We start from the raw sequence: 19,881 nt of genomic DNA, 5'->3' as shown, positions 1-19,881 counted from the left end.
GGCAGGAACTCAGTTCCGGGCGACAAGCTGCTTCACAGCATGCGCCAGGGCCAGTTCGTAGCCGTGTGCACCCAGCCCGCAGATGACGCCGACCGCCAGATCGGAAAAATACGAGTGCTGGCGGAAAGGTTCGCGGGCGTGGACGTTGGATAGGTGGATTTCGATGAAAGGGACTTTGACGCCGGCCAGCGCGTCCCGCAAGGCCACGCTGGTGTGCGTGAACGCGGCGGGATTAATCAGAATGAACGCGGTGCCGTCGTGCAGGGTCTGGTGCACGCGTTCGATCAACACGTGCTCGGCATTGCTTTGCAGCGCTTCCAGCGCAAAACCGGCGGCCTGGGCTTGTTCGCTCAGGCGTTGGTTGATGGCGTCGAGCGTTTCGCGGCCGTAATGTGCGGGCTCCCGAACCCCTAGCAGGTTCAGGTTGGGGCCGTGCAAAACAAGGATCTTTAGGGTCAAGACTTACGTCCCGTTCTTCATCATGGGCGCGAGTTTGCCGTAATTCGCTGCAAGATGTCCAGCTTTTGCAGTTTTTAACTCGTGTGTGATAGCGGCGGGAGTGTGGGGAAAATGCCGCGTGGGTGGGTATGGCTGGCGATAACCGGTCAATTGTAGTCGCCTGTGGCGGAATGTCCAGCCGCATCACGAGGCGGTAGCGACGCGGTCGGCGGTTCGCGTCTTCTGACCGCTGCCAGCGGGGGGCGATGGAGGGTATAATTGGGTGGTTTACCCGCGCGAACGAGCTTATGCAGTTATCCGATTTCGATTACCACCTGCCCGACGAACTGATTGCCCAGCATCCCCCCGAGCACCGCGGTGCCAGCCGCCTGCTGCACGTGGATGGCATGGCGCTCGCCGACCTGTCGTTCGGCGCGGTGCTGGAGCGTATCCAGCCGGGTGACGTGATGGTGTTCAACGATACCCGGGTGATCAAGGCGCGGTTGTTCGGCGAGAAGGCGTCCGGCGGCAAGGTCGAGGCGCTGGTCGAACGGGTGCTCGACGAGCACACGGTGTGGGCGCACGTGCGCGCCAGCAAGTCGCCGAAGCCGGGCAGCAGGATCACCTTTGCCGGCCGTTGGCAGGCCGAAATGGTGGAGCGCGACGATGCGCTGTTCAAGCTGCGCTTTCTCGACGCCGAGAACGTGTTCGACATCCTCGAGGCTTCGGGCAAGCTGCCGTTGCCTCCTTATATCGAGCGCGATACCGACAGCGACGACGACAGCCGCTATCAGACCGTTTACGCCCGCGAGCGCGGGGCGGTCGCGGCGCCGACCGCCGGCCTGCACTTTACCGAGGCGATGCTGGACGCGTTGCGGGCCAAGGGCGTGATCCTGGCCTACGTGACGCTGCACGTCGGTGCCGGCACCTTCCAGCCGGTGCGGGTCGAGAACATCGCCGAGCACAAGATGCACAGCGAAATCTACGAGATTCCGCCGGCCACCGTGGACGCCATCGCCGCGGCGCACGCTGCCGGACGCAAGGTGCTGGCGGTAGGCACCACCAGCATGCGCGCGCTGGAATCGGCGGCGCAGGGCGGGGCGCTGGTGGCCGGGCGCGGTGAGACCGACATCTTCATTACCCCGGGCTACCGCTTCCGGGTGGTGGATCGCCTTCTCACCAACTTCCACCTGCCCAAGTCGACGCTGTTGATGCTGGTGTCGGCCTTCGCCGGGGTGGAGCCCATCCGCAACGCCTACCGCCACGCGGTGGAACACCATTACCGTTTCTTCAGCTATGGCGATGCCATGCTGCTGGAGAAGCAAGCCGACTGACCCGGATCAAGGTTGGCCGAAGACGCTTCGGCCAACCTTGAGGCCCATTTTTGCACGATGGAGTACAGCATGGCCGCAGCGCACTCGACGCCGCTTCCGACGGAAATCAAACTGCACACCCAGTCGAAACGGCTGGAGATCACCTTCGACGACGGCGCCCGCTTCGAGCTGCCGTGCGAGTACCTGCGCGTCCATTCGCCGTCGGCCGAGGTGCGCGGCCACGGCGTCGGCAACGAGGTGCTGCAGGTCGGCAAGCGTCACGTGGCGATCACCGCGCTGGAGCCGGTCGGCCACTACGCGCTGAAGATCGTGTTCGACGACGGTCACGACAGCGGGCTCTACAGCTGGGCCTATTTATACGAGCTGGGCGTCAAGCACGACCAGTACTGGCAGGATTATCTTGATCGACTCGCCGCCGCTGGCGCGAGCAGGGAGTAAGCATGGACAAGCAGACGCATTTCGGTTTCAAGACGGTCGACGAGAGCGAGAAGGCCGGCAAAGTGGCCGAGGTGTTCCACTCGGTGGCCAAGAAGTACGACGTGATGAACGACCTGATGTCCGGCGGGCTGCACCGGGTGTGGAAGCACTTCACCCTGAATACCGCCGGCGTCAAGCCGGGCGACAAGGTGCTGGACATCGCCGGCGGTACCGGCGACCTGTCGCGCGGCTGGTACCAGCGCGTCGGCAAGACCGGCGAGGTGTGGCTGACCGATATCAACAGCTCGATGCTGACGGTGGGGCGCGACCGCCTGCTCGACGAGGGCATCGTGCTGCCGGTGTCATTGGCCGACGGCGAGAAGCTGCCGTTCCCGGACAACTACTTCAACCTGGTGTCGGTTGCCTTCGGTCTGCGCAACATGACGCACAAGGATGCGGCGCTGAAGGAGATGCACCGCGTGCTGAAACCGGGCGGCAAGCTCTTGGTGCTGGAGTTCTCCAAGGTGTGGAAGCCTCTATCGCCGTTCTACGACCTGTACTCGTTCAAGGCGCTGCCGATCATGGGCAAGCTCGTCGCCAACGATGCCGAGAGCTACCAGTACCTGGCCGAGTCGATCCGCATGCATCCGGACCAGGAAACCCTGAAGCAGATGATGCTCGATGCCGGTTTCGGCAAGGTCGACTACCACAACCTGTCGGCCGGCGTGGTCGCCTTGCACAAGGGCTACAAGTTCTGAGCGCCATGGACGGCATTACCAACCTGTGGGCGTTCGTCGCAGCCGGTTTTCTGCTCAACGTCACGCCGGGGCCGGACACCTTCTACATCCTCGGGCGCAGTACCGCGCAGGGCCGGGCGGCCGGGCTGCTGTCGGCGCTGGGCATCGGCCTGGGGAGCGTGGGTCACACGCTGCTGGCGGCGTTCGGGCTGTCGGCGATCCTGGCGACCTCGGCCACGGCCTTCCTGCTGGTGAAACTGCTGGGGGCGGCGTACCTGATGTGGCTGGGGCTGAAGATGCTGAAGAGCGGCGGCGGTGTCGCCGCGCTGCCGGCGCCCGCCGCGGCCGACGGCTGGCGCGTGCTGCGCGAGGCCTGCCTGACCAACTTGTTCAACCCCAAGGTGGCGCTGTTCTTCCTCGCCTTCCTGCCGCAGTTCGTCAAGCCGGGCGCCGGTGCCGCGTCGTTCGTGATCCTGGGCCTCGCCTTCGTGGTCACCGGGCTGGTGTGGTGCTGCGGCCTGGCACTGCTGGCGGCGCGCCTGGGGGCGTGGCTGCGGCGCAGTGGCGTATCGCGCTGGCTCGACCGGGTCTGTGGCGGGTTGTTCATGGCGCTGGGGGTGAACCTGTTGTTCGCCCGGCTGAAAGCCTGAGTCCGGCCGGCCCCAGCGTCGTCCGGCGATGTCGCGGGGCTGTCGTGTCCAAGCGCCGGAGCCTGGCCGGCGTCGCGGTGTAAATACAAGGATAGTGAGATGAAGCTCCAGATTGCCGCCTTCAACCATGTGTTGAACCAGCACCCGGCGGTGCGCGACGAACTCGCCCGCTTCTCCGGCCGGCGCGTGTCCATCCAGCTGCCGCCGCTGGCGGTGAGCGGCGTGTTCACCGAGGACGGCTGGCTCGCCGCCTGCGAAGGCGAGCCGGAGGCGGTCATCCGCCTCAAGCACAGCGTGGCGCTGGCGACGCTCAGCGGTCGCCAGCCGGATCTGGCCGACGTCACGCTGGAGGGCGACACCGACCTCGCCAGCGCGGTGGCACGGCTGGTCGGCGGGCTCAAGTGGGACGCCGCCGAAGACCTGTCGCGCGTGGTCGGCGACGTCGCCGCCAGCCGCCTGGAAAAGCTGGCGCGCGGCATGCTGGGCGTCAAGGGCGAGATCGCCTGGCGCCTGGCGGAAAACTGGATCGAGCACCTGCGCGAGGAAGCGCCGCTGCTGGCCAAGAAACCTCAGGTCGATACCTTCGTCCACGCCGTCGACACGCTGCGCGACGACGCCGCGCGGCTGGAGAAGCGCCTGGCGGCGCTGGAAGCCGCCGTTAACCCCAAGAATTCATAAGGCTCCCTGCCGATCATGCGGATTTCGCGTTTCATCAAGATCGTTTCCACCTTCTACCGTTACGGCCTCGACGACTTCTTCGAGGGCCATTCCCGGCTCGGTTTCGTCCATACCCTGTTCCGCTTCTGCCCGCTGCGGCGCGACACCTCGGCACCGCTGCCGCAACGCGTGCGCGAGGCGCTGGAGAGCCTGGGGCCGATCTTCGTCAAGTTCGGCCAGGTGCTGTCCACCCGGCGCGACCTGTTGCCGCCGGACTACGCCGACGAGCTGGCGCGATTGCAGGACAAGGTGCCACCGTTCGACGGTGCCTTGGCGCGCCAGGTCATCGAGCAGAGCTTCGGCCGCACAGTCGACAGCCTGTACGCCGACTTCAACGACGTGCCGGTGGCCAGCGCCTCGGTGGCACAGGTGCACAAGGCCTGGCTGAAGCTACCGGATGGCAGCAAGGGCAGGGAAGTGGCGGTCAAGGTGCTGCGCCCCGGCATCCAGCCGGTGATCGAGCAGGACCTGGCGTTGATGCGCACGCTGGCGGGCTGGGTCGAGCGCTTCTTCGTCGACGGCAAGCGTCTCAAGCCGCGCGAGGTGGTCGGCGAGTTCGACAAGTACCTGCACGACGAGCTCGACATGATGCACGAGGCCGCCAACGCCTCGCAGCTGCGCCGCAACTTCACCGGTTCCGACCAGTTGATCGTGCCCGAGGTGTTCTACGACTACACCACGCGCGAGGTGCTGACGCTGGAGTGGATGCACGGCACGCCGATCTCGCAGATCGAGCGCCTGCGCGAGCAGGGCATCGATCTCAAGAAGCTGTCCCGTTTCGGCGTCGAAATCTTCTTCACCCAGGTGTTCCGCCACGGCTTCTTCCACGCCGACATGCACCCGGGCAACATCTTCGTGGCGCCGGACGGGCGCTACATCGCGCTCGACTTCGGCATCGTCGGCTCGCTCACCGACGTCGACAAGCACTACCTGGCGGTCAACTTCCTCGCCTTCTTCAACCGCGACTACCACCGTGTCGCCACCGCCCACATCGAGTCGGGCTGGGTGCCGAAAGACACCCGCGCCGAGGAACTGGAGGCGGCAGTACGCACCGTGTGCGAACCGATCTTCGAGAAGCCGCTGTCCGAGATTTCGTTCGGTCTGGTGTTGTTGCGCCTGTTCGAGACCAGCCGCCGCTTCAACGTCGAGATCCAGCCGCAGCTGGTGCTGCTGCAGAAGACGCTGCTCAACATCGAAGGGCTGGGGCGCCAGCTCGACCCTCACCTCGACCTGTGGGACACCGCCAAGCCTTTCCTCACCAAGTGGATGAACGAGCAGATCGGCTGGCGTGGTCTGATCAAGACGCTGCGCCACGAGGCGCCGCAGTGGGCCACCACGCTGCCGACGCTGCCGCGCCGCCTCAACGAGGCGCTCTCGGCCAGCCGTGGCGAACTGCTGATCGAGGGTTACATGCACCTGATGCGCGAGCAGAAAAAGCAGAATTTCCGGCTGGCGCTGATCGCGCTGCTGCTGGGGGCGCTGTTGCTGCGCAATTTTCTGTGAGCCTGATGCCTTCAAGGTGGGGAATCGATTCTTGATGGCCTGACCCTGTTTGAACGGTCCTTCTGCCGCCTGCCGTTGGTAGGTTGGCCGAAGGACTTGTTTTTCGTCATTCGTTTAAGTAAATTATATAATGTAATTTACTTAAACGAATGGATGGATCATGAGTCACAATTACCAGGAACTGGCTTCGGCCATCGGCAGCAAGGTGGCGGAACTGCGCCGCGAAATCCCGGAAACCATGAAGGGCTTCGGCCAGATGAGTCGCGCCGCGCATAACGATGGCGCGCTGTCCAACAAGAACAAGGAGCTGATCGCGCTGGCGATCGGCATCGCCAGCCGCTGCCAGGGCTGCCTGGCTTTTCACGCCAAGGCACTGGTCGAGCTGGGCTGCAGCCGTGGCGAGTTTCTGGAAATGCTGCAGGTGGCGGTGTACATGGGAGGGGGACCGTCGCTGATGACGGCGGCCGAGGCGCTGATGGCCTACGAGTCGTTCGGCGGGCAACGCGCCGCGCAGCCGGAGCGGGAGCGGGAGGCTGCTGTGCTGTGACCGCGCCGGCCACCGCCGGATGACCCCATGGCAAACGCCGCTCCTTTAGACGGGGAGCGGCGTTTTGCCGTGTTGCGGAGCGGGGTGTGCGTCAGCTGAACAGCGCGACGATCACGCGGCGGTCTTCCGCCAGCAGAATGTTGTAGGTGCGGCAGGCGGCTTGGGTGTCCATCACCTCGACCCCGATGCCGGCGTTGGTCAGGACCGCGGTCAGGCGCGGGTGGGGGAAACGCAGGCGCGCGCCGCTGCCGAACAACACTACCTCCGGCGTGAGGTCGAGCAGCAGGGCAAAATGCTCGCTCGCCAGTTCCTCGAAGCTGGCCGGCGCCCACGGCAGCACCTCGTCCGGGGTGACGACGAGGTTGCCGTCGTGGCGGACCTGGTTGATCAGGACATGGCCTTCGCCGTAGCCGGTGAACAGGTTGCGGCCTTGGCCGCTGGCTTGATGCAGTTTCATGGAGAGCTTCCTGGGCGGGGTTTTGCTGCTAGTGCAGTGCACCACGTATTGGGATAGGATTATACCTTGACCCGCCGCCAAGGACGACCGCCGGTATCGCGCCGGTGCCGTCGTGTTTGCCGCACCCAGGGGATGAATCTTGAACGAACACTCACCGCGTCGCCGCAAACGGGCCAAGGGTTCCGGCGGGCGGAATGCCACGGTAAACGACACTGCCATGCAGCCTGTACACAAATCACAAAAACTCGCCAACGTCTGTTACGACATCCGCGGACCGGTCCTCGAGCACGCCAAGAAAATGGAAGACGAAGGCCACCGCATCATCAAGCTCAACATCGGCAACCCGGCGCCGTTCGGCTTCTTCGCTCCGGACGAGATCATCGAGGATGTGATCGCCAACCTGCCGGACGCCTCGGGCTATTCCGACTCCAAGGGCCTGTTCGCCGCGCGCAAGGCGATCATGCACTACGCCCAGCAGAAGCAGCTGCCGAACGTGGCGATGGAAGACATCTACATCGGCAACGGCGCATCCGAGCTGATCGTGATGGTGATGCAGGCGCTGCTCGACACTGGCGACGAAGTGCTGGTGCCGGCGCCCGACTACCCGCTGTGGACCGCTGCGGTCAGCCTGGCCGGCGGCAAGGCGGTGCATTACGTGTGCGACGAGCAAGCCGGCTGGTTCCCCGACATCGAGGACATCCGCGCCAAGATCAACGCCAACACCCGCGCCATCGTCGTCATCAACCCCAACAACCCGACCGGCGCGGTCTACCCGCCCGAGCTGCTGGCCGAAATCGTCGAGCTGGCGCGCCAGCACCAGCTGATCATCTACGCCGACGAAATCTACGACAAGGTGCTGTACGACGAGGTACAGCACACCTCGATCGCCAGCCTTGCGCCGGACGTGCTGTGCGTCACGCTCAACGGCCTGTCCAAGAACTACCGCGCCTGCGGCTACCGTGCCGGCTGGATGGTGCTGTCGGGCGAGAAGAAGCACGCCCGCGATTACATCGAAGGCCTCAACATGCTGGCCTCGATGCGGCTGTGCGCCAACGTGCCGGCGCAGTTCGCCATCCAGACCGCGCTGGGCGGCTACCAGAGCATCAACGACTTGGTGGCCCCGGGCGGGCGGCTGGCGCGCCAGCGCGATCTGGCGCACGAACTGCTGACCGCCATCCCCGGCGTCAGCTGCGTCAAGCCGCAGGGGGCGCTCTACCTGTTCCCGCGCCTCGACCCCAAGATCTACCCGATCAGCGACGACCAGCAGTTCATCCTCGAACTGTTGCAGGAAGAAAAGGTGCTGCTGGTGCAGGGCTCCGGGTTCAACTGGATCGCCCCGGACCATTTCCGCGTGGTGTTCCTGCCCAACAGCGACGACCTGATCGAGGCCATCGGCCGCATCGCCCGCTTCCTCGAAAACTACCGCAAGCGTCACGGCACCGACTAGGCTCAAGTTTTAGCGTTACAACGGCCACGATCGTGGCACAATGGACCGCGCAGTACGGCAGTAAAGCAGGGGGCCGGCAGGCTCCCTTTTTTTATCGGCGCAGGACCCAGCGGCAAGCGCGTTACGCCCTTGCCGGTAGGCCTTGAGCCGGGGACACATAAAAAATCTGACACCATTCAATATCAGGAGATGCCATGCAGCCGATCAACATTGGTCTGATGGGAGTAGGGACAGTCGGTGGCGGTACCGCCACCGTACTCAAACGCAACGCCGAAGAGATCAGCCGCCGCGCCGGTCGCGAGATTCGCCTGTTCATGGCCGCCAACCGCGAGCTGGAACGCGCGCGTGAAGTGGTCGGTCCGGACGTGCCGGTGGTCGACGACGCCATGCAGATCGTCAACCACCCCGACGTCGACATCGTGGTCGAGCTGATCGGCGGTGACACCATCGCCAAGGAGCTGGTGCTCAAGGCCATCGAGAACGGCAAGCACGTGGTCACCGCCAACAAGAAACTGCTGGCCGTGCACGGCAACGAAATCTTCGCCCGAGCCCAGGAAAAGGGCGTGATGGTAGCGTTCGAAGCCGCCGTGGCCGGCGGCATCCCGATCATCAAGGCGCTGCGCGAAGGTCTTTCGGCCAACCGCATCGAGTGGATCGCCGGCATCATCAACGGCACCTCCAACTTCATCCTGACCGAAATGCGCGACAAGGGCTCGAGCTTCGCCGACGTGCTGGCCGAGGCCCAGCGCCTGGGCTATGCCGAAGCCGACCCGACCTTCGACATCGAGGGCCACGACGCCGGCCACAAGCTCACCATCATGGCATCGATCGCCTTCGGCATCCCGATGCAGTTCGACAAGTGCTATCTGGAAGGCATCAGCCAGCTCGACGGCCGCGACATCAAGTACGCCGAGGAACTGGGCTACCGCGTCAAGCTGCTGGGCCTGACCCGCCGCACCGACGCCGGCATCGAGCTGCGCGTGCACCCGACGCTGATCCCGGAAGACCGCCTGATCGCCAACGTCAACGGCGTGATGAACGCGGTGATGGCCAAGGGCGACGCCATCGGCCCGACGCTGTACTACGGCGCCGGCGCCGGCGCGCTGCCGACCGCGTCCGCCGTGGTGGCCGACATCGTCGACGTGGCCCGTCTGCTGACCGCCGATCCCGAGCACCGCGTGCCGCACCTGGCGTTCCAGCCGGACCGCCTGCAGGACACCCCGATCCTGCCGATCGACGAGATTCACAGCTCCTACTACCTGCGCATCGCCGCGGCCGACCGTACCGGCGTGCTGGCCGAGATCACCCGCCTCCTGGCCGACAACGGCATCTCGATCGAGGCACTGATCCAGAAGGGCGCGGATGCCGACGGCTCCGCCGAAGTGGTGATCCTGACTCACCGCGTGCAGGAGAAACAGGTCAACCGTGCCATTGCCTCCATCGAGGCGCTGGATAGCGTGGCAGGCAAGGTGGTGCGTCTGCGCATGGAAGAACTCAACGGCTGAACGGAACCCCTATGCATTACATCAGCACCCGCGGCGGCATGCAGCCGCTGGAATTCTCCGACACCATCCTGATGGGCCTGGCCCCGGATGGCGGTCTCGCGCTGCCGGAGCATTACCCGCAGATCAGCCGTGAACAGCTCGATGCCTGGCGCGGCCTCTCCTACGCCGAGCTGGCGTTCGAGGTGATCCGCCTGTTCGCCACAGATATCCCCGAGGCCGACCTCAAGGATATGCTCGACCGCACCTACACCGCCGAAGTGTACGGCTCGGCCGAGATCACCCCGGTCAAGCGCCTCAAGGACGGCCTGGTCATCCTGGAACTGTCCAACGGTCCCACGCTGGCGTTCAAGGACATGGCGATGCAGTTCCTCGGCAACCTGTTCGAGTACGTGCTGGCCAAGAAGGGCGAAGAGCTCAACATCGTCGGCGCCACCTCCGGCGACACCGGCTCGGCGGCCGAATACGCGATGCGCGGCAAGGCCGGCATTAACGTCTTCATGCTGAGCCCGGACGGCCTGATGAGTCCGTTCCAGCGCGCGCAGATGTACAGCCTGCAGGACCAGAACATCCACAACATCGCCATCCGCGGCATGTTCGACGATTGCCAGGACATCGTGAAGGCGGTGCAGAACGACCACGCCTTCAAGGCGCGTCACAAGGTCGGCACCGTCAACTCGATCAACTGGGCGCGCGTGGTGGCGCAGGTGGTGTACTACTTCAAGGGCTACTTCAACGCCACCGCCAGCAACGACGAGCAGGTCAGCTTCTGTGTGCCGTCCGGCAACTTCGGCAACGTCTGCGCCGGCCACATCGCCCGCCAGATGGGCCTGCCGGTCGAGCGCCTGATCGTTGCCACCAACGAGAACGACGTGCTCGACGAGTTCTTCCGTACCGGCATCTACCGTCCGCGCGGCACCGCCAACACCTGGGTCACCTCCAGCCCGTCGATGGACATCTCCAAGGCGTCCAACTTCGAGCGCTTCGTGTTCGACCTGGTCGGCCGCGACGCGGCCAAGGTGCGCGAGCTGTGGGCCAAGGTGGATTCGGGCGAGGGCTTCGACCTGTCGTCCGAGCTGGCCGCGGTGCGCGAGCGTTTCGGCTTTGTCTCCGGCAAGAGCACCCATGCCGACCGTCTGGCAACGATTTGTCTGGTCGATCGTGAAGACGGCGTGGTGGTGGATACCCACACCGCCGACGGCATCAAGGTGGCGCGCGACGTGCGCCGGCCGGGCGAGACCGTGGTCTGCCTGGAAACCGCTCTGCCGGCCAAGTTTGCCGACACCATCCGCGAGGCGCTGGACCGTGACCCGCCGCGCCCGGCCGGTTTCGACGGCATCGAGAACCTGCCGCAGCGTGTCACCGTGTTCGACGCCGACGCCGCTGCGGTGAAAGGCTTCATCGAAGCCGCACTGGCCTGAGAGCCGGCATGACCCGATGACTCGACAGAGGCCCCGTGAGGGGCCTTTGTCGTTTCCGCCTGTGTTATTTCTCATCCGCTGCCGCGCCCTCCACCCGACGATTTCTCGGGTAGAATGAGGCACATGCAAAAACGCCTTATCGCCTTGTCGCTCCTGCTGGGCCTCCTGCTCCACCCGCTCGAGCTCTTGGCCGCCACGCAGAATCTGGCGGCACTGGAGCAGGCTGCGCGCCGCTTCGTCGAGCAGGAGCTGCGCTTTCGGCCGGCGACCTTCACGCTCGGCCGGCTCGATCCGCATCTGGCGTTGCCCGCCTGCGAGCAGCCCCAGGTGAGTTGGTCGGCAGGGGCCGTGCCCAGTGGCAACTCCTCGCTCGACCTGTCCTGCCCGGCGGCAGGCTGGTCGTTGCGGCTGCCGGTGACGATTGCCGAAAAGAGAATGGGCGTGGTGGCGACCCGTCCGCTCAAGGCCGGAGAGCTGCTGGCCCCGGACGACGTCAGGCTGGCGGAAATGACCTCGCCGGCGCTCAGCCGCAACGTGCTCAACCGGCTCGACCAGGCGATCGGCCAGAGCATGAGGAGCAGCGTGCCGGCCGGTGCCTGGCTGCGCAGTTTCATGCTGCAGCAGCCGGACGTGATCCGGACCAATCAGCGCGTGAAGGTGATGGCGCAGGGCGACGGTTTTGTCGCGACGGCCGAAGGCACGGCGCGAGGCAATGCCGCTGTCGGCGAGTCGGTGCGGGTGAGGATGGCCAGTGGCCGCGAGGTCAGCGGCGTGGCCCGGGCCGACGGCAGCGTGCTGGTGTCGTACTGAGCAAAAATAAAATCCTCAAGATTGTGTTGTTCCAGTCGATAATAAGTACAAATCCCCAAACTCTCTCGTGGAAGGACGTTAGCCATGAAAATCGACAACACGAGCAAGGCCCTTGGAGCGTACGGCGCCCAGAGCAAGCCCGTGCGACGGGAGAGCACCCCCAGCACCTCGGACAGCGCTTCCGCTTCGGCGTCCGATAACGTCGCGATCAACCCCAAGATCGGGGCCGTCGAGCGCGAGGTGGCCAACGCCCCGGCTTTCGATGCCGCCAAGGTCGACGCCATCAAGCAGGCCATCGCCTCCGGCTCGTTCCAGATCAACCCGGACAAGATCGCCGACCAGCTCATCGCCTCGGCGCAGGACCTGCTGTCCCGTTGAGCCCCGCCAACCTTTCCGACTGAACCATGCCGCAAGCCGAAACCTTTACCGCCTTGTGCCAGGAGGAAACCACCCAGCTCAAGGCGTTGGCGGAACTGATGCAACGCGAGCAGGCGGTGCTGGTGCGCAACGAGGTGGCCGCGCTCGAGCCCCTGGCCGAGGAGAAGGGGCGTCTGCTGGAGCGGCTGGCCGAGTCGTCTCGGCGGCGTGCCGCACTGATGCTGTCGCTCGACCTGGTCGATGTCGAACGGGTGCACGCCTGGCTTGCTGACAAGAATGCGGCCCGCCGCGCCTGGGCCGAGCTCGACGCGGCCCTCAAGCAGGTGCAGGCGATCAACCGCCTCAACGGCGAGCTGGTACAGCGCCATCTCGCCCTGACCGAGGAAACGCTCGAGGTTTTGCGCCAAGCCGCTATCTCCACGCTCGGCTACGGCAAGGACGGGGCCCCGCCCACCCTGTCCGGCGGCGGCCGTCATCTCGGCTCGGCCTGAGCGGGTCGGGTGGGCGCGACGATGCCTTTGTGGTATCGTGCGTCTGGGCCAGAGACCACCTCAAGACCATAAGCCATGACCCTGCTATCCCTGATCTTCGCACTCGCACTCGAGCAACTTCGCCCGCTGGGTAACCGCAACCGGGTCTGGCTGCTGTTCACCCGCTACGCCAATCACCTGGAGCGCAACCTGAACGCCGGCTACAACCGGCATGGCGTGATGGCCTGGCTGGCGGCGATGCTGCCGCCGTTGCTGATCGCCCTTGGCGGCTACTACCTGCTGGCGGCGGTGAGCCCGGTATTGGGGCTGGCGTGGAACGTCCTGGTGCTGTATCTCACCATGGGGTTCCGCCATTTCTCCAGTTCGTTCTCCGAGATTTCCGTGGCCTTGACTGAAGGGCGCGATTTCGATGCGCGCCAGACGCTGGCACACTGGACCGGCCAGCCGACGGCGGAACTGTCGGTCAACGAGATTTCCCGGCTGTCGATCGAGCAGGGCGTGGTGGACAGTTACCGCCACGTGTTCGGCACCATGTTCTGGTTCCTGATCCTGCCCGGTCCGGCGGGGGCCGTGCTGTATCGGCTGAGCTACATCCTGTCGCAGAAGTGGGGCGAGCGCAGTTCGGGCGACGATCTGTTCGGCCGCTTCGCCGCGCGGGCCATGAGCTGGCTGGACTGGATTCCGGTGCGCCTGACGGCGATCAGCTTCGCCATCATGGGCGACTTCGAGGACGCGCTCTATTGCTGGCGCTCGCAGGCTCGTACCTGGGGCCACTACGCGCACGGCATCCTGCTCGCGTCGGCGGCCGGTGCGCTAGGCGTCAAGCTGGGTGACCCGGTACGGCAGGACTACACCATCAAGTTCCGTCCGGAGCTGGGGCTGGGCGAGGAGTCCGATCCCGACTACCTGAAGAGCGCGGTGGGGCTGGTGTGGCGCTCCGCCTTGCTCTGGCTGTTCGTGATCCTGTTGATCAGCGTTGCCGCCCAACTGAGCTGATCGACCGGCTGGCGCCGCCTTCGGGCGGCGTCGGCCTTTTTATTTGTTACTGAAACCAACATCCGTTTCGAGACAGCCGACCGCCGGCCGGCCGTCTCAGGCTTTACCGCAGGAGTATTGTTCATGTCATTTGCCGAGCTTGGGCTGTCGCCGGAGATTCTCCGCGCCATCGACGAGCAGGGTTATTCCGAACCCACGCCGATCCAGGCCAAAGCCATTCCGCTGGTGCTGTCCGGGCGAGATCTCCTTGCTGCCGCGCAGACCGGCACCGGCAAAACGGCGGCGTTCATGCTGCCGATCCTGGAACGCCTGAAGAAATTTGCCAGTACCAGCGCCTCGCCGGCCATGCACCCGGTGCGCGCGCTGATCCTGTCGCCGACCCGCGAGCTGGCCGACCAGATCGCGGTCAACGCCGCCGCCTATACCAAGTACCTGCCGCTGCGCTCCACCGTGGTGTTTGGCGGCATGAACATGGACCTGCAGACGCAGGAGCTGCGTCGCGGCGTCGAGATCTTGATCGCCACGCCGGGTCGTCTGCTCGACCACGTCGGCCAGAAGACGGTGCAGCTCAACAAGGTCGACGTGCTGGTGCTGGACGAAGCCGACCGCATGCTGGACATGGGCTTCATCAACGACATCCGCAAGATTCTCGGCATGCTGCCGCGTACGCGCCAGACCCTGCTGTTCTCCGCCACCTTCGCGCCGGAGATCAAGCGCCTGGCCGAGGAGTTCATGCACGACCCGCAGACCGTCGAAGTGGCACGGCAAAATTCGACCAACGCCCAGGTCGAGCAGCTGGTGTTCTCGGTGGACAGCCAGCGCAAGCGCTACCTGCTGTCGCACCTGATCCGCGAGCGCCAGATGGGCCAGGTCATCGTGTTCTGCAAGACCAAGCTGTCCGCCGACCAGCTGGCGCGCGATCTTAAGCGCGACGGCCATGCCGCTGAGGCGATCCACGGCGATAAGGCGCAAGGCGCCCGCCTGGAAACCCTGACCGCGTTCAAGAACGGCGAGGTCAAGGTGCTGGTGGCGACCGACGTGGCGGCGCGTGGTCTGGATATCTCCGAACTACCCTACGTGGTCAACTTCGAGCTGCCCAACGCGCCGGAAGACTATGTGCACCGTATCGGCCGTACCGGCCGGGCCGGCGCCTCCGGCGTGGCCATCTCGCTGATGGGGCAGGACGAAGGCAAGCAGCTCGAGGCGATCGAGAAGCTGACGCGGCAGACGCTGAAGCCGCAGCCGGTGTCCGGCTTCTGGCCGTCGTGGCTGGAGCGTCCGGCCGACGAGATCGCGCCGCCGCCGCGCCGCTCGGCGGAGAACGGGCGCGGCAACAGCCGCAGTGCATCGCGTGCCCCGGTGGCAGCAGCCCCCGTTGCCGAGCCGCTGCGCAAGCCGGTGGACAACGGCGAACCGCGCAAGGTATTCAAGGCACGCATAGGCAAGCGCCAGCGCGAGGTTCCGGCGCTGTTGCTGCCGCCGCGCTACAAGTAAGATCGTATGGACAACCCCGCCGCTTCGGCGGGTTTTTTGTTGCCGGCAAAAAAAAGAGACCCCGCAAGCGGGGTCTGTCAGAGCAACACACCAAAAAGGGAAAACGGACGGCTTGTCAGCAGAAGATCACCAGTGCCGCCATGGCGCCGTGTGCGCCCATCACCAGGCTCTGCTCGATGTCGGCGGTGCGCGACGAGCCGGAGATGAAGGCACCGAAGCCATGCTCGCGGATGGCGATCTGGCCGTAGGCGTCGCGCATGGTGTCGACCAGCTTGTCCTTGGGCACCACCATCACCAGCTTTTCCGTCAGGAAATACAGCGAACGGAAGATGTTGTCGGGGTGGCTGATCCACACCGCGGCGTTTTCCGCCACGGCGAGCTCACCGGGCACGATGGCGACGTCGACGTCGTGCCAGTCGTGCGGGGTGAAAGCTTCCTCGTGCGGCATCGTGGTCAGGTCGACGGTGCGCCCGGTCTTCGGCCAACGTTGCGCCACCGCGTCGGCCACGCTCTGGCCGTCGGCCAGCCAGATGGCCTCGCCGCCGAGGTTGCGGATCAGCCCGGCGAAGGCAGCGAATTTGTCGTCGAAGGTGACGAACGGCACGGCGTGGATGTCCGGCAGCGCCGGCCCGCCGGGGCGGTTGCGGTGGATCTTGGCCAAGATGGCGTCGCGGCTGCTGCTCATTGCTTGTCCTCCTGGCGGCGGCGGTAGAGTTCCTTGAAGCTGTGTTCCGGCATCTCGGGCAGCTCGCGTCCCGGCCGGCTCCACGCCGTGCCGTCCTTGATGAATGCGGGCAGGATCGGCACCACCTTGCGCATCGCCTTGCCGCCGGCGTCCATCAAGGCCGGATGCTGGGTCAGGAAGCGCATCGCCAGCAGCCCCATCTTCTTGGCCGGCTTCAGGGTGCCGGCGTCGAAGGCGCGCTTGCGCTGCAGAATGAGCTGTTCGTGCAGGTTGATCTTCACCGGGCAGACGTTGGAGCAGGAGCCGCAGGTGGTGCAGGCGAAGGCCATGCTGCCGTGCTTCTTGATGTCGCGGCTCGGGCCCAGCGTCGAGCCGATCGGCCCCGGTATGACGTAGCTGTAGCTGTGGCCGGAGCTGCGCCGGTACACCGGGCAGGTATTCATGCAGGCGCCGCAGCGGATGCAGCGCAAGCTGGCGTAGAAGTCCGGGTTGCCGAGGATGTCGCTGCGGCCGTTGTCGACGATGACAATGTGCATCTCGCCGCCCGGCCGCGCGCGGTGGAAGTGCGAGGTGTAGGTGGTCACCGGCGAGCCGATCGCCGAGCGTGCCAGCAGCCGGGTGAACACGCCCAAGTGCTCCAGCTTGGGGATGATCTTCTCGATGCCCATCGAGGCGATGTGCAGGGGCGGCAGCGCGGTGCCGAGGTCGGCGTTGCCCTCGTTGGTGCACACCACCACGCCGCCGGTCTCGGCGACGGCGAAGTTGACCCCGGTTAGCCCGGCGTCGGCCGTCAGGAAGTGCTGGCGCAGGTTGGCGCGCGCGGCGTGGGTCAAATAGGTTGGGTCGTTGTTGCCGGCCTCGGTGCCCAGTTCTTCATGAAACAGCTCGGAAATCTGCTCTTTCTTGAGGTGGATCGCCGGCATCACGATGTGGCTCGGCGGTTCGTGCCGCAGTTGCACGATGCGCTCGCCCAAGTCGGTGTCGATCACCTCGATGCCGCGCTCCTCCAGGTAGGGGTTGAGCCCGCATTCCTCGGTCAGCATCGACTTTGACTTCACCAGCTTCTTCACTTGGCGTGCGGCCAGGAGCTGGTGCACGATGCGGTTGTGCTCGGCGGCGTCGGCGGCGAAGTGCACGGTGACGCCGTTGCGGCGCGCGTTCTCCTCGAACTGGACCAGGTAGTCGTCGAGTTTGGACAGCGTGTGCGCCTTGATCTGTTCGGCCAACTTGCGCAGCTCTTCCCACTCTGGCAGCTGTTTGGCCTGGACGTCGCGCTTCTGGCGCACGAACCAGATCGCCTGGTCGTGCCAACTGGCGCGGGCGCGGTCGGCGAGGAACTCGCGCGCGGCGTCCGGGTGATGAATGTTGTCGGCCTTCATGCCGCACCTCCGCGACCGGTGAGGATTTCCACCACGTGCAGCGGGCGGATGGTGCGTCCGTTGTGGCGGATGATGCCGCCCATGTGCATCAGGCAGGACGGGTCGGCGCCGACGATGTACTCGGCCCCGGTGGCCTCGTGCTGGGCCACGCGGTCGCGCCCCATCGCCACCGAGACGTCGGCCTCGTCCACGCTGAAGGTGCCGCCGAAACCGCAGCACTCGTCGCGTCGTTCCGGCAGGCCGATCTCGATGCCGTCCACCAGTTGCAGGATGCGCTCCAGGCGCGACTGGTAGGGGATCATCAGCTCGCTCGGGCTGGCGTGGTGCAGCTCGCGCAGGCCGTGGCAGCTCTGGTGGATCGACACCTTGTGCGGGAAGTGCACCGGCTTGGGCAGTTTCTCCACCTTCAGCACGTCCTGCAGGAATTCGACAATCTCGAAGACCCGTGGCTGCAGGCGCTGGAAGTCGGCGTTGTCGGCGATGTACCAGGGGTAGTGGTGGGTCACGTGCGAGACGCAGCTGCCGGAGGGCGCCACCACGTAGTCGAAGTCCTTGAACACACCGGTGAAGCGCAGGGCGGCCTCGCAGGCGCCGCTGCTGTCGCCGTTATTGGCCAGTGGCTGACCGCAACAGGACTGTTCCATGGGGTAGGCCACGTCTACGCCGTAGCCTTCCAGCAGTTCCAGCGTGGCCATGGCGACGTGGGGATACAGTTCGTTGACGAAGCAGGGAATGAACAAGCCGACTTTCATGGGGACCTTCCGAGTTGTTTTCCGCGGCGGGCAGGGGTGTCATGCTGCATTAAAGCCCCGCGGCAGGGCTTTGCCAATGCGGAGTAACCCTTGGCACGGAAAAAGCCGTTGCGGCGAGCCCGGCAAGCAAATACCCGCCGCATGCCATTGATTGGCCGAAAGTGGCGATTTTCCGGGTTTTATTGGTCAAATTGTACATGGCCCGAGCGCCCGTCCCGGCTCGATTTGCTGCATTGCGGGGGGCGTTCTGGATATCGCCCGAAAACATCCTTGCAATTCGCCCCAAGATATGGTCAGAATCGGGGTTCGAATTTTTAATCTCCCATATGTAAGAGCAAGCATGGCACTCATCGTACAGAAGTACGGCGGCACCTCGGTGGGCACCACCGAGCGTATCAAGAATGTCGCCCGGCGCATCGCCAAATGGAAGGCTCAGGGACATGATCTGGTGATCGTGGTTTCCGCCATGAGCGGCGAAACCAACCGCCTGATCGGTCTGGCCAAGGACATTCAGGAATATCCGGACGCGCGCGAACTCGACGTGCTCGTGTCGACCGGCGAGCAGGTCACCATCGGCCTGCTGGCCATGGCGCTGAAGGAAATCGGCGTGCCGGCCAAGAGCTACTGCGGCTGGCAAGTGCCGGTCGTGACCGACAGCTCGTACAGCAAGGCCCGCATCCAGTCGATCGACGACGCGGCCATGCGCGCCGATCTCGACGCCGGGCAGGTGGTGATCGTGGCGGGCTTCCAGGGCGTCGACGAAGGTCGCAACATCACCACGCTGGGCCGTGGCGGTTCCGACACCTCGGCCGTGGCGCTGGCCGCCGCACTGAAGGCCGACGAGTGCCAGATCTACACCGACGTCGACGGCGTCTACACCACCGACCCGCGCGTGGTGCCGGAAGCGCGCCGCCTCAAGACCATTACCTTCGAGGAAATGATCGAGATGGCGAGCCTGGGCTCCAAGGTGTTGCAGATCCGCTCGGTAGAATTCGCCGGCAAGTACAAGGTTCGGCTGCGTGTACTCTCCAGTTTCGAAGAGGAAGGGGAAGGCACACTGATCACGTTCGAGGAAGACCAAAACATGGAAAAGGCCGTAGTAGCAGGCATCGCATTTGACCGTAACGAAGCGCGCATCAACGTGAAAGGCGTGCCGGACAAGCCGGGCATCGCCTACCAGATCCTGGGCCCGATCGCCGACGCCAACATCGAAGTGGACATGATCATCCAGAACGTGGGCGAGAACGGCACCACCGACTTCTCCTTCACCGTGCCGCGCGGCGAGTTCCAGCGCACCCTGGGCATCCTGCGCGACGTGCAGACCCACATCGGCGCCGCCAAGATCGACGCCGACGACAAGGTTGCCAAGATTTCCATCGTCGGTGTCGGCATGCGCTCGCATTGCGGCATCGCCTCGACCATGTTCCGCACCCTGGCCGAAGAGGGCATCAACATCCAGCTGATCTCCACCTCGGAAATCAAGGTGTCGGTGCTGGTCGACGAGAAATACCTCGAGCTGGGCGTGCGCGTGCTGCACAAGGCCTTCGGCCTCGATCAGACGGTCGAAGCCTGATAACAGGGGGGTTGACAGGGTGAGATGTCATCTTTAATATGGCGTCTCTCTCACGGAGAAATGGCCGAGTGGTCGAAGGCACTTCCCTGCTAAGGAAGCATACGGGCTTAAACCTGTATCGAGGGTTCGAATCCCTCTTTCTCCGCCAGACAG

The 19,881-nt window shown here is 64.9% G+C and carries 21 protein-coding genes and 1 tRNA gene; 17 read left to right on the top strand and 5 right to left on the bottom strand.

What is annotated here, in order from left to right; all coding sequences use genetic code 11:
• Positions 1–9: 9 nt before the first annotated feature.
• The gene (aroQ, locus tag AC3WG5_RS13750) at positions 10–459 is read right to left on the bottom strand and encodes a type II 3-dehydroquinate dehydratase (RefSeq protein ID WP_482584168.1); all 450 of its coding nucleotides are present in this window, start codon (positions 457–459) and stop codon (positions 10–12) included.
• A gap of 287 nt (positions 460–746) precedes the next feature.
• On the opposite strand from aroQ, the gene queA reads away from it, so the two are divergent.
• The 7 genes from queA (at position 747) to AC3WG5_RS13715 (ending at position 6,343) form a co-directional block, all read left to right on the top strand.
• Complete coding sequence (gene queA, locus AC3WG5_RS13745) at positions 747–1,772, top strand: tRNA preQ1(34) S-adenosylmethionine ribosyltransferase-isomerase QueA (RefSeq protein WP_492569072.1); 1,026 nt, start codon at positions 747–749, stop codon at positions 1,770–1,772.
• Between the two features lie 69 nt (positions 1,773–1,841).
• Positions 1,842–2,210, top strand: a complete 369-nt coding sequence (locus AC3WG5_RS13740) for a gamma-butyrobetaine hydroxylase family protein (protein ID WP_492569071.1) — start codon at positions 1,842–1,844, stop codon at positions 2,208–2,210.
• A gap of 2 nt (positions 2,211–2,212) precedes the next feature.
• Positions 2,213–2,947 carry a bifunctional demethylmenaquinone methyltransferase/2-methoxy-6-polyprenyl-1,4-benzoquinol methylase UbiE gene (ubiE, locus tag AC3WG5_RS13735; RefSeq protein WP_482584170.1) on the top strand — a complete coding sequence of 245 codons (735 nt, stop codon included), beginning with the start codon at positions 2,213–2,215 and terminating at the stop codon, positions 2,945–2,947.
• A gap of 5 nt (positions 2,948–2,952) precedes the next feature.
• A complete protein-coding gene (locus AC3WG5_RS13730; RefSeq protein WP_492569070.1) occupies positions 2,953–3,576 on the top strand; it encodes a LysE family translocator in 624 nt (207 codons plus the stop codon).
• A 99-nt stretch (positions 3,577–3,675) separates the two neighbouring features.
• Positions 3,676–4,254 (top strand): ubiquinone biosynthesis accessory factor UbiJ, encoded by a 579-nt coding sequence (locus tag AC3WG5_RS13725; RefSeq protein WP_492569069.1) that lies wholly within the window; start codon positions 3,676–3,678, stop codon positions 4,252–4,254.
• 15 nt (positions 4,255–4,269) lie between these two features.
• A complete protein-coding gene (gene ubiB, locus AC3WG5_RS13720) occupies positions 4,270–5,796 on the top strand; it encodes a ubiquinone biosynthesis regulatory protein kinase UbiB (RefSeq protein WP_294866905.1) in 1,527 nt (508 codons plus the stop codon).
• 160 nt (positions 5,797–5,956) lie between these two features.
• Complete coding sequence (locus tag AC3WG5_RS13715) at positions 5,957–6,343, top strand: carboxymuconolactone decarboxylase family protein (protein ID WP_492569068.1); 387 nt, start codon at positions 5,957–5,959, stop codon at positions 6,341–6,343.
• Between the two features lie 91 nt (positions 6,344–6,434).
• Here the strand turns inward: AC3WG5_RS13715 and AC3WG5_RS13710 are convergent, their stop codons facing one another.
• Positions 6,435–6,800, bottom strand: a complete 366-nt coding sequence (locus AC3WG5_RS13710; protein ID WP_008954864.1) for an Mth938-like domain-containing protein — start codon at positions 6,798–6,800, stop codon at positions 6,435–6,437.
• A 217-nt stretch (positions 6,801–7,017) separates the two neighbouring features.
• Here AC3WG5_RS13710 and AC3WG5_RS13705 point away from each other — a divergent pair, with 217 nt between their 5' ends.
• The 8 genes from AC3WG5_RS13705 (at position 7,018) to AC3WG5_RS13670 (ending at position 15,339) form a co-directional block, all read left to right on the top strand.
• Positions 7,018–8,247: a pyridoxal phosphate-dependent aminotransferase gene (locus AC3WG5_RS13705; RefSeq protein WP_008954865.1), complete on the top strand. Its 1,230-nt coding sequence runs from the start codon at positions 7,018–7,020 to the stop codon at positions 8,245–8,247.
• Positions 8,248–8,441: 194 nt separating this feature from the next.
• Positions 8,442–9,752, top strand: a complete 1,311-nt coding sequence (locus tag AC3WG5_RS13700; RefSeq protein ID WP_008954866.1) for a homoserine dehydrogenase — start codon at positions 8,442–8,444, stop codon at positions 9,750–9,752.
• Positions 9,753–9,763: 11 nt separating this feature from the next.
• A complete protein-coding gene (gene thrC, locus AC3WG5_RS13695) occupies positions 9,764–11,170 on the top strand; it encodes a threonine synthase (RefSeq protein ID WP_492569067.1) in 1,407 nt (468 codons plus the stop codon).
• 123 nt (positions 11,171–11,293) lie between these two features.
• Entirely contained in the window at positions 11,294–11,980 is a 687-nt protein-coding gene (flgA, locus tag AC3WG5_RS13690) for a flagellar basal body P-ring formation chaperone FlgA (RefSeq protein ID WP_492569066.1), read from the top strand.
• 84 nt (positions 11,981–12,064) lie between these two features.
• Entirely contained in the window at positions 12,065–12,358 is a 294-nt protein-coding gene (flgM, locus tag AC3WG5_RS13685; protein WP_008954869.1) for a flagellar biosynthesis anti-sigma factor FlgM, read from the top strand.
• 26 nt (positions 12,359–12,384) lie between these two features.
• Positions 12,385–12,849 carry a flagella synthesis protein FlgN gene (locus tag AC3WG5_RS13680; protein ID WP_492569065.1) on the top strand — a complete coding sequence of 155 codons (465 nt, stop codon included), beginning with the start codon at positions 12,385–12,387 and terminating at the stop codon, positions 12,847–12,849.
• Between the two features lie 75 nt (positions 12,850–12,924).
• Positions 12,925–13,845, top strand: coding sequence for a CobD/CbiB family protein (locus tag AC3WG5_RS13675; protein WP_008954871.1), 921 nt, complete (start codon positions 12,925–12,927; stop codon positions 13,843–13,845).
• A gap of 123 nt (positions 13,846–13,968) precedes the next feature.
• Positions 13,969–15,339, top strand: coding sequence for a DEAD/DEAH box helicase (locus AC3WG5_RS13670; protein WP_492569064.1), 1,371 nt, complete (start codon positions 13,969–13,971; stop codon positions 15,337–15,339).
• Positions 15,340–15,454: 115 nt separating this feature from the next.
• Here the strand turns inward: AC3WG5_RS13670 and AC3WG5_RS13665 are convergent, their stop codons facing one another.
• From AC3WG5_RS13665 to AC3WG5_RS13655, 3 genes are read right to left on the bottom strand one after another with little or no spacing between them, the layout of a single operon-like run.
• On the bottom strand, positions 15,455–16,024 hold the full coding sequence (locus tag AC3WG5_RS13665; RefSeq protein ID WP_492569063.1) for a LutC/YkgG family protein: 570 nt from the start codon (positions 16,022–16,024) through the stop codon (positions 15,455–15,457).
• Positions 16,021–17,403: a lactate utilization protein B gene (locus AC3WG5_RS13660; RefSeq protein WP_492569062.1), complete on the bottom strand. Its 1,383-nt coding sequence runs from the start codon at positions 17,401–17,403 to the stop codon at positions 16,021–16,023. Before AC3WG5_RS13660 ends, AC3WG5_RS13665 begins: the two co-directional genes overlap by 4 nt.
• Positions 17,400–18,155, bottom strand: a complete 756-nt coding sequence (locus tag AC3WG5_RS13655; RefSeq protein WP_008954875.1) for a (Fe-S)-binding protein — start codon at positions 18,153–18,155, stop codon at positions 17,400–17,402. The genes AC3WG5_RS13660 and AC3WG5_RS13655 overlap by 4 nt, the downstream gene beginning before the upstream one ends.
• Positions 18,156–18,495: 340 nt before the next feature.
• Between AC3WG5_RS13655 and AC3WG5_RS13650 the strand changes: the two genes are divergently transcribed.
• Complete coding sequence (locus tag AC3WG5_RS13650) at positions 18,496–19,728, top strand: aspartate kinase (protein ID WP_492569061.1); 1,233 nt, start codon at positions 18,496–18,498, stop codon at positions 19,726–19,728.
• A gap of 54 nt (positions 19,729–19,782) precedes the next feature.
• A tRNA-Ser gene (locus AC3WG5_RS13645) sits at positions 19,783–19,876 on the top strand.
• Positions 19,877–19,881 lie beyond the last annotated feature (5 nt).

The organism is Pseudogulbenkiania sp. FW507-F1 (genome assembly GCF_058781125.1).
The sequence above is the reverse complement of the archived record's forward strand: the minus strand, read 5'-3'. Positions and strand labels throughout refer to the sequence as shown.